The organism is Paragemmobacter amnigenus (genome assembly GCF_009908265.2).
GTDB lineage: Bacteria > Pseudomonadota > Alphaproteobacteria > Rhodobacterales > Rhodobacteraceae > Paragemmobacter > Paragemmobacter amnigenus.
Genome location: NZ_JAAATX020000005.1, coordinates 189,760 through 205,157, shown reverse-complemented (window position 1 = coordinate 205,157; position 15,398 = coordinate 189,760). Strand labels below are relative to the sequence as shown.

Sequence of the window (15,398 nt, the reverse complement as noted above, 5' to 3'; positions counted from 1 at the left end):
TTCGGCTGTGTCAGAGCCAGTTTTTCCAGCGGAAGTAGAGATAGGCGATGGCCGAGGAGGCCAGCATGACGACAAGTGCGGTGGGGTAACCCCAAGGCTGTTCCAGTTCCGGCATGACGTCGAAATTCATTCCGTAGATCGACGCGATCAGGGTTGGCGGAGAGAAGAGGACCGCAACAACGGAAACGATCCGGACTGTCGAGTTCTGGGCAAGATTGATCATCCCGAGCGTTGCGTCCGAGGTCAGACCCACCCGCTGCGACAGGAAATCGGTGTGGACCTCGAGCGAGTCGATGTCGCGCATCAGGTTCGCCACCGCACCCGACAAACCCTCGTCTCCGGTGCGGTCCTTGGCGGTCTGGCCATAAAAGCCCAACGCGCGGTTCAGCGTCAGCAGCGCAAGGCGGATGTTTCCCATCAGTTCGGCCTCGCGTCCGATATGGCGAAGGGCCACCTCCAGCCGTTTCTGGTTCTGCCCGCGTTTTCCGGGCGCGTAGACCGACCGCGAAACGTGATCCAGACTGCGGCCCGAACTTTCCAGCAGATCCGCCAGACGGCCAACGATTTCTTCAACCAGAGACAGGAACACGGCATTGGCACTGCTGCATCCCGGGCCAACCTTGTCGGCGCGTGTGGGATAGGTTTCGAACGGGCGGGAGGCGTGATGGCGGACCGTGACGATACGGCGCGGAGTGAGGATGAAGGTGACGGGTCCGGCGATCGGAGCGTTGGTTTCGGAATGCCCTGTCAGCTGGATGGTCATGTAATCGATGCCGTCCTCGCGGTAGAGGCGGTTCGATATTTCGATCTCTTCCATGTCGTCCAGCGTCGGCACCTCGATCCCCAGCGCTGCGACTGCGGCTGTCTCGACCTCGGTCGGGCGGAACAGGTCGATCCAGACCGCTTCGGTCAATGCGGCCTCGGGTGCGAGGCGGATCAGGCGTCCGTCGGCTTCGCGAAAGGCAGAGAGCATGGCATCACCGGATTACAGGACGTGACGACCCTAAGCGGGTGACGGTCGAAGCGTAAAGGAGGTGTCATCGCGGGGCGAGCATTTCGGCAAGGACGACATGCTGGCGATCCGTTGCGGCATGGAGTGTCGCGACGGGCATGTCGTCCTGTTTGACGAATTCGATGAACATCTGGTTCAGGTTGTTGAAGATCACCTGACCCATCGCAACCGGATCGACACAGGGGCGCGCATATCCGCGCCGTTGCAGTTCAAGGATCAGATCGCAGACCTGTTGTGCCAGCATCCCGTCCAGCGCGGTATAGCGGGCCGAAAACGGGGTATCGGGCGCCTCGATCGAAATTGCCATCGCAGTGCGCCACATCTCTTTCGACAGGTAGTAAAGGGAGTGGTCGTAATAGATGCCCACAAGACGCGACAGGGCCTCTGCCGGATCCGGCGGCGGGGCGGCCACCAGCGCCTTGCCCGACTCCAGCACCTCTTCGACCTCCATCGACACGATGGCGAGCAGGAGATCTCCCTTTGTGGCGAAGTAGTTGTAGAGCGTTCCCACAGAGACCTCGGCGGCGTGGGCGATGTCGTCGATGCGTATGGCTCCGTAGCCACGTTCGCGGAAAAGCGTCGAGGCCGCCTCGAGGATGCGGCGGGTCCGGTCGGCCTTTTGTCTTTCGCGCAGCCCTGTCATCACAACCGTTCGCAAATCGTCCCGATTTTGACATTGACTTCAAATTTGAACGAACTCAATTCTTTTCCAGAAGACAGCCGACAGAGCTGTCAATCCCCCGACATGGAGAAGAATGATGGCCCGTTTCCACTCCGTTTCCCTTACCGCCCTGGCGCTTCTGGCGGGGGCAAGCCCGTCTTTTGCCCAAGAATTGAATGCGCTGGTCTGGTGTGACCATACCGACCCAGCGCTGGTCGAACCGTTCGAGGAACAATTCGGCGTCACGGTGAACCTGAAAGAATACGAAGGCACGGCGGCAGGTCTTGCGATCCTTGACCAGTCGCAGCCCGGCGATTGGGACGTGCTGGTGATCGACGCCGTCGATGTCGGACGCGCAGTCGAGGCGGGGCATCTGGCGGAAATCCCGGCCGATCAGCTGCCGACCGCGGATTTCTTCCCCGAAGTGGTGATGGCAGAGAACAACGTGATCGACGGCAAGACCTATGCCGTGACCGAGAAGTTCGGCTACAACACGATTTCCTATGACAAGACCAAGGTCGATCCGGCAGACATGCAGGACATGGCGGCGCTGACGTCGGGAAAATACGACGGCCGGATCGGGATCTACGACTATTACCTGCCGGTCATCGGCCTGGTCGCGCTGGGTCAGGGGGTGAACACCGCTGACATCACCGCAGGGAACCTTTCCTCGCTCAAGGATCCGCTGTTCAAGCTGCGGGCCGCGTCGAAGCAGGTTTCGGATGTGGTCTCTGCCCAGACGGCGCTGGCCACCGGCGAGGTGGATATCGTCGTTGGCGGGGGGGAATGGCTGACTGCGGTCCTGTCGGCCGAGAACCCCAACCTCGATTGGACCATCCCCAAGCAGGGCGGGCTGCGCTGGGCGCAATCCATCGGAGTGGTCGCAGGATCGACGCAGCCGGATCTGGCGCTGGAGTTCGTGAAATACATCGTCTCGCCCGAGGGACAGGCACGGCTGGCGAGCTCGTCTTGCTATTGGGGGATGCCTGCGAATGCCAAGGCGGGGGATTCCCTTTCGGTGGAACAGAAAACCGTCCTGCGTTGGTCAGAGCAGCCGGAATTTCTGAAGCGCGCCCAGCTGTATCCGATCCCTGACGCGGCGCTGGATACCGCGATGCAGGACATGTGGACCGAGATGCTGAACCAGTGAACCTGGCACGGGCAGAACAGCGGATGGGCTGGGGCCTTGTGGCCCCTGCCCTGCTTTGGACGTTGGCCTTCTTTGTCCTGCCCTTTGCGGCCATGATCGCGCTGTCCTTTGCCCATATGGAAGGGCGTGACGTGGTGCGGGGATTTGATCCCGGGAATTACGTCCGCATCTTCACCGACTGGACCATGCTGAAGGCTTTGCTGAATTCGCTCGAGATCACCGCGATTGTGACGGTGATCTCGGTCCTGCTGGCCTATCCCTTGGCTGCGATCATCGCGTTCCGCGTTCCTGCGCGGTGGCAAAGGCTGGCATTGTTGCTGGCGGTGCTGCCTTTCTGGACGTCCTATGTCGTGCGATCCTATTCGTGGCTTCTGGTGCTGGGCCAGAACGGGGTCGTCAACAAGGCGCTGCTGGGACTGGGACTGATTGCAGAACCTTTGGAGATCGCCTCGACCCGCGTGGCGACAGTGATCGGTTTCGTCCATTTCTTCGTGATGCTGCTCACGCTTACGATCTATGCCAACCTGATCCAGCTGTCACCGAACTATGCCCGTGCGGCCGCCGATCTTGGGGCCGGTCGCTGGGCGACCTTCCGGCATGTGATCCTGCCGCTTACCCTGCCGGGTGTGATGACCGGCGCCTTCCTGACCTTTGTCTTGTGCATCGGGGATTACATCACGCCGCAGATACTGGGCGGAAACAACGAATTGACACTGCCACAGCTCATCATGCTGCAGCTTGGCCGAAGCGGAAACTTCCCGTTGGCGTCGGCTTTGTCAGTGGTGCTGATGGCCGTGGTGACAGTGGCCTATTTCGCCTGCAGCAGATGGCTGCGACTGGACAGGGTATAGCGATGCGCGTTTTGTCCTGGGTTTATCTGGCCGCTGCCTATGCCTTTGTCTTTCTGCCCGTGGTCGTGCTGGTCGCGTTCTCGTTTCAGGATGGCCGACTGCCGGTTCCGCCATTTCAAGGGGTGACGCTGGACTGGTATGCCGCCGTGCTGGGTGACCGCGATCTGGTGGCGGCGCTCGTGAATTCGGCCATGGTGGCCACGGTGTCGTCGCTCGTGGCACTGGTCTTGGGGTTTCTGGCTGCCCATGCGCTGGCACGGGTAAGGTTGCCCGGGACAATGCTGTTGCGGGGAATGCTGATCGCGCCGATGACGGTGAGTTACCTGATCATCGCGCTGGGCTTGCTGGCACTTTTCAACCAGATGGGCGTGCGGTTGTCGCTTTGGACCGCCGGTATCGGCCACGTGGTGATCAACCTGCCGCTCTGTTTTGCGATAAGCTATGCCGCGATGGGGGATCATCAGAAGAGCGCCGAACGCGCCGCGCGCGATCTGGGCGCGCCGGAATGGAAGGTGCTCTTTCTGGTGTCGGCGCCCATGCTGGCTGCCCCGCTGGCGGCCGCATTCTTCCTGTCGGTCACGTTCAGCTGGGATGAATTCATCATAGCCTTCCTTCTCACCCGCTTTGACGTAACGCTGCCGGTCGAAATCTGGTCGATGCTGAAATCGGGGCTTTCGCCTGCAACCAATGCGGTGGGGTCTCTGGTTTTTCTTGTCTCTGTCACGCTGGTCGTCGTGCTCGAGATCTTCGTGTTCCGGAGGGTGAAATGACGGCAGGCGTGTCCATCGCGAAGGTGACGCAGCGGTACGGAACGGCGCTGGCTCTGGACGGGGTATCACTGGACATCGCGGCGGGGGAATTCGTGGTGTTGCTGGGGCCTTCGGGTTGCGGCAAGACCACGCTTTTGAACATCATCGGCGGGTTTGCCGAACCCAGCGAGGGCCGCGTCCTGATCGGAGGGCGGGACATGACGGGGGTCGCGCCGAAGAACCGGCCCACGACGACGGTGTTTCAGGACTATGCGCTATTTCCGCATATGACACTGGCCGAAAATGTCGCCTTCGGCCTGCGGATGCGCGGGATCGGCAGGATGGCGCGGGAAGCAAAGGCGAACGATATGCTGGCACTGGTCGGACTGGGCGGGCGCGGTGCCTTCCGACCGCACGAGTTGAGCGGCGGGCAGCGGCAGCGGGTGGCACTGGCCCGTGCCCTTGCGGTCGAGCCGGATGTCCTGCTGCTGGACGAACCGCTGGGCGCGCTGGATCTGAAATTGCGCCGCGCGATGCAGGATGAGCTGAAGGACATCCAGAGGCGGGTCGGAACGACCTTTGTCCACGTGACCCACGATCAGGAAGAAGCGATGGCCATTGCGGACCGCATCGTCGTGATGAATGGCGGGCGCATCGAGGACGAGGGACCGCCACAACAGGTCTACCTTCGTCCGCGCACCCTTTTTTCGGCCGCGTTCATGGGCGAGATCAACCGGATCCCCGTCAAGGACGGCGTGTCGCGTCTGGGCGTACTGGGCGTGCCGGACGGGTGTCTGTGTATCCGTCCCGAGGCGATTTCCGAGCGTGGTTCTTTGCGGCTGGGGCCATGCCGCGTGGAGGAAACGACCTTTTTCGGAACCTATCTGCGGGCGCGGGTCTCGCCCGTGCGGGCGCCGGATCTGCGATTGGTGGTGCATCTTCCGCAAAGATCTGCACCGGAGGTCGGAACGGTTCTCGACCTTGGCGCGGAAACCCATGTGGTGCTGGAGGCATGATGGAACGGACAGGGCCGGACGGCTGGTGGCGGGTGCGGAAACTGGACGATGGCGTGACGTGGATCGACGAGCCGAATCTGCATGATTTCTACCGTTGCAATGTCTGGCACGTGCGCGGTCGGACTGGCGACATGCTTGTCGATAGCGGGATGGGTGTGGTCAGTCTGCGCGAGTGGGTGCCACTGGTGACCGAACGGCCGTTGCAGGCGGTGGCAAGCCACACGCATTTCGACCATATCGGCTGCCACCACGAATTCGACTGTCGTCTCTGCCACGCAGCCGAGGCCGAGATGATGCGGAGCCCGACACGACGGGCGACGCTGGCTGATCCCTATGTGCAGGACGATATCTTTGTCCGGATGCCCCCTGCGCCCTATCAATCCGCAACCTATGAGGTCCGGTCGGCCCCGGCGACACGGTTGTTGTGGGACGGGGATGTCGTCGATCTGGGCGACCGGCATTTCGAGGTGATCCATACCCCCGGCCATTCGCCCGGCGGGATCGCCTTGTGGGAGGCGCGAACGGGCATCCTGTTCGCCGGTGATCTGGTTTATGACGGTCCGCTCATCGAAGACGCCTATCATTCCAATGCCGCCGATTACCGGCGCAGCATGGAGAGGCTTTACGACCTGCCCGTAAGGGTGGTTCATGCAGGGCATTACCCCAGCTATGGGCGCGAGAGGCATCGGCAGATCATCGGCGACTGGCTGAAGGCGAAGGAAAAGGCATGAAAACGTTCAACCAACCCCTTGGCGGAAACGAGATGGCACGCTTTGGCGGGCCAGCCACGATGATGCGGCTCCCGGCGGTCACGTCGGCCGAGGGTCTCGACGTTGCCTTCATCGGGATTCCGATGGATCATGGGACATCGAACCGATCAGGCACCCGCCTCGGTCCGCGCCAGATCAGGGACGAAAGCCGGATGCTGCGGCCCTACAACATGGCGACCGGCGCGGCCCCCTTCGACCACCTGCAGGTGGCGGATCTTGGTGATGTGCCGATCAACACCTTCGACCTGAAGAAGACGGTCGACATCATCACCGACCACTACCGCAAGGTTCTTGCCGAAGACGTCGTTCCCCTGACGCTGGGCGGCGACCATACCCTGACCTGGCCAATCCTGCGCGCGATGAAAGAGAAATATGGTCCCGTCGCGCTCATCCACATCGATGCCCATGCCGATATCAACGAGCATATGTTTGGCGAGACCGTCGCCCATGGCTGCCCCTTCCGCCGCGCGTGGGAGGACGAGTGCCTGATCAACGACAAGGTGTTCCAGATCGGCCTGCGCGGCACCGGCTATGCTGCGGATGATTTCGACTGGGCGCGCGGGCAGGGATGGACCGTCGTTCAGGCGGAGGAATGCTGGGGCAAGTCGCTTGTCCGCTTGATGGAGATCGTGCGGGCAAGGATCGGCGAGAAGCCCGTTTACATCAGCTATGACATCGACAGCCTTGACCCCGCATTTGCGCCTGGAACGGGCACGGTGGAACCGGGCGGTCTTTCGACCTGGCAGGCGCTCGAGATCATCCGGGGATGCGCTGGTCTGAACATCGTGGGCGGGGATCTGGTGGAAGTCTCGCCGCCCTATGATCCGACGGGCAACACCGCATTGATCGGGGCGAACATCCTGTACGAGATGCTCTGCGTTCTGCCCGGAGTGCCACAGCGGCCCTCGCGTTTTTCCGGGCTGACCTTCTGACCGTCAGGAGTTGGTGTCCTCGGCCGGATAGGCAATTGTGGACCAGTGCGGCACATCAGATTTTGTCGATCCCCCGATGTGTTGCCACGGGGCAAGCTCATAGTTGCAGTCCAAAGGTGCCGCGCCGTGGAATGCATAATACTTGTCATGCTGGACGACATGATCGCATATCAGCGGCCATACATAGCGGGCCAGATACGCCTGATCACCGAAATGGTAAAAGCTGGAGCCATGCTTTGCATCGATCAACCTGCGTTGGTCCGGCAAAACACGTGCCATGCCGCCCCACATTCCGGCGAGCATCAGTTCGGTGTGATAAAGGTGGTCGCGGATGACGTGGAAAGGTTTGCCAGACTTCAGCCAGAGGTCCACAGCGATGGCCTCTTTCACGTTCAGGCGGGAGTCTGTGTCGCGGCACAGGAAGAAATCCACCTCTGGATCGTCAGAGGCAAAGAACCGCCACATGTTCCGCAGGCGGGCCAAATCGGGCCCGGGCATCATGATGACCTGCGCCCCCGACAGGCGGAGTTGCTCCAGCGCATCGGGAGGAACATTTGGATCGCAATAGAATCGGCACGTCCAGCCCGGATAGATTGCACTTGCGATGCGCGCATTGAGGATAGCGCCAGTCACATATGCTGGAAGGTTGCCCCACAGCGAAAAGCAGATCACATTCCGCTTCGGCTTTGAGGGATTGAAGATCTTTTCCGCAGGGTGAAGAGACAGATTTTCACTTGCCTTTGCGAAGGCACTGATCGCGTTGTCATGTTTCAACTTCAGTAGGCGCAGCCCAACGGTACGGGCTTTTTCCTCATAGCCGCCGCGCACAAGAGCCATAACATAGGCATTTGTCGCCTCGACCGCTTCAGGTTTCATCGACAGGTATTTTTCATACGCGGATATGGCATCTTCGAAGCGCCCGCTTTCGCGTAGGCATGATCCCAGAAGGTTCCAGCCTTCGGCAAAAGCTGGAAATCGGGCAGTCAAGGTTTCGAACCGGGCGAGGGCGGCTGACATCTGTCCGGATTTCTTGAGCGACCTGCCCGCCAGGAACATGGATTCAGCATCGGACGGATCGAGTGCAGAGGCGCGATCACATAGGCGGATTGCCTCGTCGTAGTTTTCAAGGCTCCAGTGACAGCGGCCCAGGGCAGCGAAGAGCTCCGGGTCCCCATCACCGAACTCGACGGTAAGGGGTTCAAGCAGCTTTACGGCGGCCTGATACCGGCGCTCTCGCACCAGTCGTAAGGCATGATCACGTCGGGATTCGGTATTGTCGGCCTTGCTGTGCTGAGTGCTCATCGCCAACCTCCATCGGTCCGACCGTAAGGCAGCCGTACCGTGCCAAAGAAGTATTAGCGACGGTTAACTACCTCGAGAAGGGCATTGCCGCCATAGGTAGTGACCAATCCTATTCCGCCACATGCAGCGCAGGGGTGCCCCTCTGAGGCGGACGGCCGTCCAGGCGGGCCTCGAGCGCGTCGATCCGTTCAGCAAGGACATGGGCGGCGGGCTCTTCCGGTTCTTCCTCCTTGGGACCGATCACGCGGCTGAAGAGGCGAACCAACAGACGCGAAAGGTCGTCCATGATCAGGAAGAAAGCCGGAACGATCACGAGCGACAGGACGGTGGACACGATGATCCCGCCGATGACAGCCGTCGCCATCGGTGCGCGGAATGATCCCCCCTCGCCTACGCCAAGCGCCGAGGGAAGCATTCCGGCCGACATGGCGATGGAGGTCATGACGATGGGTCGGGCGCGTTTATGTCCGGCCTCGATCACTGCCTCGAAACGGGACATTCCCTGATGGCGCATCTCGATCGCGAAATCGATCAGCAGGATGGCATTCTTGGTCACGATCCCCATCAGCATCAGGATGCCGATGAGGACAGGCATGGAGAGGGCCGAGTTGGTCAGTATCAGCGCCGCAGCCACGCCACCGATTGCGAGGGGCAGAGAGAAAAGGATGGTGAAAGGCTGGATCACCGATTTGAACAGCAGGATCAGAACCGTAAGCACCAGCATCAAGCCAAGGATCATGGCATTGCCGAAGCTTGCCATCAGTTCCTGCTGCACCTCGGCATCGCCGGCCTCTTGCACGCGGACGGTGGGCGGAAGTTCGACGCTTTCGATCACCTCCTTGAACCTTGCGGCTGCGGTACCCAGTGCGACGCCGACGGGCAGGTTGGCACCGATCGTTGCGCGGCGCTCGCGGTTCAGGCGGTCCACCATCGATGGCCCCTCGGCGATGGTGATATCGGCCACAGCAGATAATGGAACGGCGGCACCCGTTGCCGTGGTGAGTTTCAATGCACCGATCCGGGTCAGGTCTTCGCGACTGGCGTCATTCAGACGGACGCGCACCGGGATCAGACGGTTGTCGATGGACAGTTTGGCCAGCGCGGCATCCACGTCGCCGATGGTGGCCACGCGAACGACCTCTGCGATCTGCGCCGTCGTGATGCCCAACCGCGCCGCTTCGTTGGCACGGGGGGTGATCTGGATTTCGGGGCGCGGCAAGGCACCTTCCGAGGCGACGTTTGCGAGAAGGGGATCACCTGAAAGGGCCTCTTCCAACCGTGCAACGGCGATGTTGAGATCGGCCTCGTTGCCGGCAAGGATCGAGAAGGAAAGGTCGCGTTCGCCTCTGTCGTTCAGCTTGAATGCGCGGATGTCGGGGATCTGCGCCAGTTTCGCAAAAATCTGGGCCTCGATCTGGTTTTGCGGAACGGTGCGACCGGTATTCTCGACCTCGGGAACGATCCAGCTCAGGACAGGGATGCGATTGCCGATCTGCGACAGCTTCAGCAGCAGCGAATGGTCGAGCCGTTTCAGCAGAACAGTGACCGAAGCCCTCCGGATGTCACGGTCACCGGTGGGCGAGGAGCCGCCAAGCACGAAGACGTTTTCGACCCAGTCGACTTCCTGAATGGCTTTCACCATCGCCTGTGTGGTGCGGTCGGTTTCCTCGAGCGTCGTGCCGGGGGGAAGTTCGACCGAGATCGGTATCCGGCTGACATCCTCTGGCGGGATGAAGCTGCCGGGAACTTTCAGCATGAAGAAGACAGAGACGGCCAGAACGGCGATGGCCCCACCCAAGGTCAGATAGCGCGCAGGGATCAACCAGATGCGGCCGGAGGTCGTTGCCCGGACCACACGAAGATAGGATCTCATCAGCGGTCCATCATCGCTGTGCTTTTCCTCGACGTCCTTGGCGCGCATCAGGTAGGCGGCCATCATGGGCGTGATCAGGCGCGCGACGATCAGAGAGAAGATCACCGCAATGGCCACGGTCAGTCCGAACTGGCGGAAATACTGGCCCGGAATGCCTGGCATGAAGGAAACCGGAACGAAGACGGCCACAATCGTGGCCGAGGTCGCGATCACGGCAAGACCGATTTCGTCGGCAGCCTCGATCGCGGCACGATAGGGGGTTTTGCCCATGCGGATATGGCGTGCGATATTCTCGACCTCGACAATCGCGTCGTCGACGAGAATTCCGGTGGCCAGCGTGATCGCAAGAAAGCTTACAAGGTTCAGCGAAAAGCCCAGCAGGTCCATCACATAAAAGGTCGGGATTGCCGAGAGCGGCAATGCAACGGCAGAGATGAGCGTCGCGCGCCAGTTCTTGAGGAAAGCGAGCACCACGAGAACGGCGAGGATCGCCCCTTCGATCAGCGTATGCAGCGCGGATTCGTAGTTGCCGTAGGTGTAGAAGACAGTCTCGTCCACCAGCTTGATCTGCACGTCCGGGTTTTGGGCGCGGAGCGTGTCGAGTTGCTGGTTCACGGTTTCGGCGACCGACACTTCGGATGCACCCTTGGCACGGAACACCGCAAAGGTGACGACCTGTTCCCCGTTGAGCCGCGAGAAGGATCGCAGTTCCTCGTATGTGTCGGTCACGTCCCCCAGATCGGACAGACGCACATGGCGACCAGACGGAAGCGCAATGGTGGTGTTTGCCAACCGCTCCACCGTTCTGGCATCGCCCAATGTCCGGATGGCTTGCTCTCCCGCACCCAGTTCGGACCGGCCGGAACCCACATTGGCGTTGGTCGCGCGCAGCTGCGCGTTCACCGCACTGGCAGTGATGCCATAGCTGTCCAGTTTCACAGGGTCGAGCGAGATACGGATTTCCCGTTCCGCCCCGCCATATCGGTCGACCCGCCCGATGCCGGGCCGGCCCTGCAGGCTGCGGATGATCGTGTCATCCACGAACCAGGATAGTTCTTCGATGGTCATATCGGGCGCCGATACGGCAAAGGTCATGATCGCCTGACCCTCGACGTCGATGCGGCTTACGATCGGCGCTTCGATCGAACCAGGAAGATCTCCGCGGATCTGGTCGATAGCGTCCTTGGTGTCCTGCACCGCCTTGTCGGTCGGTACTTCCATGCGGAATTCGACGACCGTGGTCGAAGAACCATCCGTCACGGTCGAGACAACGTTCTTGACGCCCGTGATCCCCGCTACGGCATCTTCGATTTCCTTTGTGACCTGCGTCTCCATCTCGGCCGGTGCGGCGCCGGACTGGTTCACGGTCACGGCAACCAATGGAACATCGATATTGGGGAACCGCGTGATCGGCAGGGTGGTGAAACTCTGCCAGCCGAGTACCACCAGCAAGACAAAGGCAAGAAGCGGGGCGACGGGATTGCGGATGGACCAGGCGGAGAAATTCATCGCAGGTCCCCTCAATTCGTTGCGGCGGGGACGGGATTGATCCGGTCGCCATCCCGGACAAAAGCACCTGCCTTGGTAACGACGGTGTCGCCCTCGGAAATGCCCTCAAGGATTTCGACCCAGCCTCCGTCGCGGATTCCGGTTTGGACGGCCGCGCGCAGCACGGTGCCATCCACCACTTTCATGACCGTGCTTCCGGCGCCGTTTGATCCGACAGCCGTCACCGGAACAGCGACCGTTTCCCGTTCGGCCACAAGAATTTCGGCATCGACGAACATACCGGACCGCACGCCGTCCGGTTGGTCGATCGTAATGCGCGCACGGCCAAGGCGCGTTGCGACATCAATCGTCGGCTCGACCAGACGGATCATGCCGCTCAGCCGCTCGGGCGCGCCGACCGCCACCATTCCGACCTTTTGGCCCGGTTGCAGGCGCATCAGGTCGATTTCGGCAACATCCGCCAAAAGTTCCAGCGCACCGTCGCGGATGATGGTGAACATCGGCTGCCCGGCGGCCGAGGCAATGGACCCGAAAACCGCGTTGCGACGCGTGATTTCGCCCGCGACAGGGGCCTTGACCTCGGTCCGCGACAGTTGAAGGTCGACATTGGCAAGCTGTGCCTGAACCAGGGCGAGTTGCGCACGGGCCGCCTCGAGCGACTGCGTTGCCACCGTTACGCGGGCGGTCGATGCAATTGCGGTCGCGCTCGCCTGATCGGCAGCCGCCTGCGAGGCTGCACCCTGTTCCCGCAGGGCTTCTGTCCGTTCGTTCACGCGCCGGGCCTCATCCGCGCTCGCCCGGGCCTCGAGCAACTGTGCCTCGGCCTGTGCAATCGTCGCCTCTGCCGAGGCGAGCGAAGCCTGATACTGGCTTTTCTGCAGTTCCAGCGTGGTCTTGGACAGAGTCGCAAGTACCTGGCCCTCCTCTACCCTGTCACCGACATCGGCAAGCAGCGTTTCGATCGGCTGCCCTTCGATCAGGGGCGCGACCTGCACTTCCTCGACCGGGTTCACCAGTCCGGACACGATCACGCGGTCCCGAAGAAGACGCCGTTCGACGGTCGAGACGGTGATGGCTGGAAGGGTTGCCGTGGGGGTCCCGTCCTGTGTTTCCTCGGCCGCGAATACCCTTGTGGGGGCATAGGCGACCAACATGGCAGACAAGGCGAGCAGGATGGACAGACGCATGGTCAACCTTTCACATAATCACTGACGATTTCATCGAGAATGCGGTTCATGGTTCGGACCGTCAGGGCGATCAGGGCGTCGCGGCCCTTTTCGGTATCGGTATGGTGCATTGCAGTGGCCTTGATCATCATGACAAGCAGGCTGGCATGGGCGGCATATCGTTGCTGGGCGATTTCGGCAGGGATACCCAGAACGCGGGCAAAAACGATGGCAAGGTATCGTGTGACCTCGGTCTCCATCTGGCGGGTTATCTCGGCGATTTCGGGCTTTCGGAGAGAGGCGGCCGTCATCTCTGCCCAGAGTTTTCCGTCACCCTGGCATTGGTTATCGGCAATCCGCTGGTGCAGGGCCAACCGAAGGGTGGCCATCGGGTCCGGGCTTTCGATGATCTGGCTGAACTGTTCGCCCACTTCTGCCAGATCGCGCGTGATGAGAGCGGCAACGATCGCGGCCTTTGACGGGAAGTACCGGTAGAAGTTTCCGACACTCATGCCGCAGGCGCGTGCAAGGTCCTGCATGGACGCTCCGTCAAAGCCCTTTTCGACAAAGGCGTCGCGGACGCCGTCGAGGATTTCGAGAGCCTTGTGTTCGGCTTGCGGCGGGGTTCGGTCAGGCAGGTTCACAGGGCTGTTCCTGTCGGCAGGACGAGAATGAACGTTCATTCACAGATAGAGGATGGGCGCAGTGAGTCAAGTGTGGTTCACGTCTTGCGCGCGTTTCTGAACAGATCGATTACGCAGGAACTCTTGAAGATTTCTGCTTTAGGGTAATTGCTTGATCGGTTTCCTCAGCAATTTCGTATTTCGTATTTCCGTTTTGATAATCCTGAAGAATTGCCTTTCACAGGAGCCGAAACCCGGCCTTGGGGAATGCAGCTCCCGTCCCGTCCTCAGCGGAGCGATTATGGCAGGATGCCGCGTTCGGGTCCCGAGGTCCGCCGAAATGTGGCGGGATTGCCACATTTTGGGCGTAAGTGTGTCAAAAGTTTTGATCCAGCTGCCATAAACTGAGGTTTAGGAGGGCTCATTGCTCCTTCCAGCCAGATTGACGGGTCGATCGCGGTTCCTTGCAGGTGATTCGTTTCAGGATTGGTTCAGCTTGTTAACCGATCTGCAACGATACACACGTTTCGCGTGTATAGAATCTTAGACAATTACCGCTGGGGACGAAATGCGCCATCAATTGGAGACCTTTTTGGCATAATTAGGGCTAAAATTTGACCGACCTCCTGCTGTCACGTTAACAGAAGTTAATAGATAGCCATCCGTTTGGATGTGCATGACCCAGGAGTTCAGACATGTCCCGACGCAACAGATACATACCGAAAAGGAAGGTCGCCGCCGGTTTCGGGTCTGCCTTCATTCTCATGGGGTCGCTCTTCGTGCTGCCGCACACGGCCGGCGCGCAGATCCGCGAATTGAAGCTGCCCGAAGAGATGTGTGACGTCCTGCGGGAAGAACCGTTGGACAGAGGCTTGCTCCGTGCAATTCGCGACCGGGAGGACTTTCTGGAAATCCTGGAGTACGTCGATGAAAACTGTGGTGCGCTGGGTTCGGCACTGTTTGGACCGACCGCATCGATTCCCACGGTAAGGGATCGTGCGACGGGCGGGCCGAATTTCAATCCGTCGAATCCTCCGTCGGATGGACCTACGCCGGATACCGACACAGACGAAGACAATACCAACGTCGACGACGACGACACTAACGACGACGATACCAACGACGACTCCGACACTGACGACGACACCAACGAAGACGAAGACGACGAAGACGACGAAGACGAAGACGAAGAAGACGAAGACGACGAAGACGACGAAGACGAAGACGAAGACGAAGAAGACGAAGAAGACGAAGAAGACGAAGAAGACGAAGAAGACGAAGAGGAAGAGGAAGAGGAAGAGGAAGAGGAAGAGGAAGACAGAATACAAGGAACGAACCCTGGGAATGATCTTGAAGTAGGCAGTGCCCCCTTCGATGGAACGACAGGGCAGGAGCCTTCTTCTGGTTCTCATCATCGCCCAACCGGCGGCGGCCAGCAGCAGCAAGGTGACGGTGGCCAGCAGCAGCAAGGCGACGGTGGCCAGCAGCAGCAAGGCGACCGCGGCCAGCAGCAGCAAGGCGACGGTGGCCAGCAGCAGCAAGGCGACCGCGGCCAGCAGCAGCAAGGTGACGGTGGCCAGCAGCAGCAAGGCGACGGTGGCCAGCAGCAGCAAGGCGACGGTGGCCAGCAGCAGCAAGGCGACCGCGGCCAGCAGCAGCAAGGCGACGGTGGCCAGCAGCAGCAAGGCGACCGCGGCCAGCAGCAGCAAGGCGACCGCGGCCAGCAACAGGGCAGCGAGTGATAATTTCAGGAGAAGGCTCGCATCCGTGCGGGCCTTTTTAGC

Annotated in this window: 13 protein-coding genes; 6 read left to right on the top strand and 7 right to left on the bottom strand. The window is 60.7% G+C overall.

Going from position 1 to position 15,398, the window contains the following annotated elements; all coding sequences use genetic code 11:
• Window positions 1-10: 10 nt before the first annotated feature.
• Together GU927_RS08730 and GU927_RS08725 are read right to left on the bottom strand one after the other, a co-directional pair.
• Window positions 11-973, bottom strand: a complete 963-nt coding sequence (locus tag GU927_RS08730; protein WP_161762025.1) for a magnesium transporter CorA family protein — start codon at window positions 971-973, stop codon at window positions 11-13.
• Between the two features lie 64 nt (window positions 974-1,037).
• Window positions 1,038-1,655, bottom strand: coding sequence for a TetR/AcrR family transcriptional regulator (locus tag GU927_RS08725; protein WP_161762023.1), 618 nt, complete (start codon window positions 1,653-1,655; stop codon window positions 1,038-1,040).
• Window positions 1,656-1,770: 115 nt separating this feature from the next.
• Here GU927_RS08725 and GU927_RS08720 point away from each other — a divergent pair, with 115 nt between their 5' ends.
• From GU927_RS08720 to speB, 6 genes are read left to right on the top strand one after another with little or no spacing between them, the layout of a single operon-like run.
• The gene (locus GU927_RS08720) at window positions 1,771-2,823 is read left to right on the top strand and encodes a polyamine ABC transporter substrate-binding protein (RefSeq protein ID WP_161762022.1); all 1,053 of its coding nucleotides are present in this window, start codon (window positions 1,771-1,773) and stop codon (window positions 2,821-2,823) included.
• Window positions 2,820-3,674 (top strand): ABC transporter permease, encoded by an 855-nt coding sequence (locus tag GU927_RS08715; RefSeq protein WP_232489166.1) that lies wholly within the window; start codon window positions 2,820-2,822, stop codon window positions 3,672-3,674. Before GU927_RS08720 ends, GU927_RS08715 begins: the two co-directional genes overlap by 4 nt.
• Window positions 3,675-3,676: 2 nt before the next feature.
• A complete protein-coding gene (locus tag GU927_RS08710; protein ID WP_161762020.1) occupies window positions 3,677-4,444 on the top strand; it encodes an ABC transporter permease in 768 nt (255 codons plus the stop codon).
• The gene (locus tag GU927_RS20675; RefSeq protein ID WP_161762019.1) at window positions 4,441-5,439 is read left to right on the top strand and encodes an ABC transporter ATP-binding protein; all 999 of its coding nucleotides are present in this window, start codon (window positions 4,441-4,443) and stop codon (window positions 5,437-5,439) included. The genes GU927_RS08710 and GU927_RS20675 overlap by 4 nt, the downstream gene beginning before the upstream one ends.
• Entirely contained in the window at window positions 5,436-6,170 is a 735-nt protein-coding gene (locus GU927_RS08695) for an MBL fold metallo-hydrolase (RefSeq protein WP_232489165.1), read from the top strand. The genes GU927_RS20675 and GU927_RS08695 overlap by 4 nt, the downstream gene beginning before the upstream one ends.
• On the top strand, window positions 6,167-7,141 hold the full coding sequence (gene speB, locus GU927_RS08690) for an agmatinase (RefSeq protein ID WP_161762018.1): 975 nt from the start codon (window positions 6,167-6,169) through the stop codon (window positions 7,139-7,141). The genes GU927_RS08695 and speB overlap by 4 nt, the downstream gene beginning before the upstream one ends.
• Before the next feature lie 3 nt (window positions 7,142-7,144).
• On the opposite strand, the gene GU927_RS08685 is transcribed toward speB, so the two are convergent.
• The 5 genes from GU927_RS08685 to GU927_RS08665 form a co-directional block, all read right to left on the bottom strand.
• Window positions 7,145-8,443: a tetratricopeptide repeat protein gene (locus GU927_RS08685; protein ID WP_161762017.1), complete on the bottom strand. Its 1,299-nt coding sequence runs from the start codon at window positions 8,441-8,443 to the stop codon at window positions 7,145-7,147.
• Between the two features lie 109 nt (window positions 8,444-8,552).
• Window positions 8,553-11,825: an efflux RND transporter permease subunit gene (locus GU927_RS08680; protein ID WP_161762016.1), complete on the bottom strand. Its 3,273-nt coding sequence runs from the start codon at window positions 11,823-11,825 to the stop codon at window positions 8,553-8,555.
• Between the two features lie 11 nt (window positions 11,826-11,836).
• On the bottom strand, window positions 11,837-13,012 hold the full coding sequence (locus GU927_RS08675; RefSeq protein ID WP_161762014.1) for an efflux RND transporter periplasmic adaptor subunit: 1,176 nt from the start codon (window positions 13,010-13,012) through the stop codon (window positions 11,837-11,839).
• A 2-nt stretch (window positions 13,013-13,014) separates the two neighbouring features.
• A complete protein-coding gene (locus GU927_RS08670; protein WP_232489164.1) occupies window positions 13,015-13,635 on the bottom strand; it encodes a TetR/AcrR family transcriptional regulator in 621 nt (206 codons plus the stop codon).
• A 668-nt stretch (window positions 13,636-14,303) separates the two neighbouring features.
• Entirely contained in the window at window positions 14,304-15,341 is a 1,038-nt protein-coding gene (locus GU927_RS08665; RefSeq protein WP_217765571.1) for a hypothetical protein, read from the bottom strand.
• Between the last annotated feature and the right edge of the window lie 57 nt (window positions 15,342-15,398).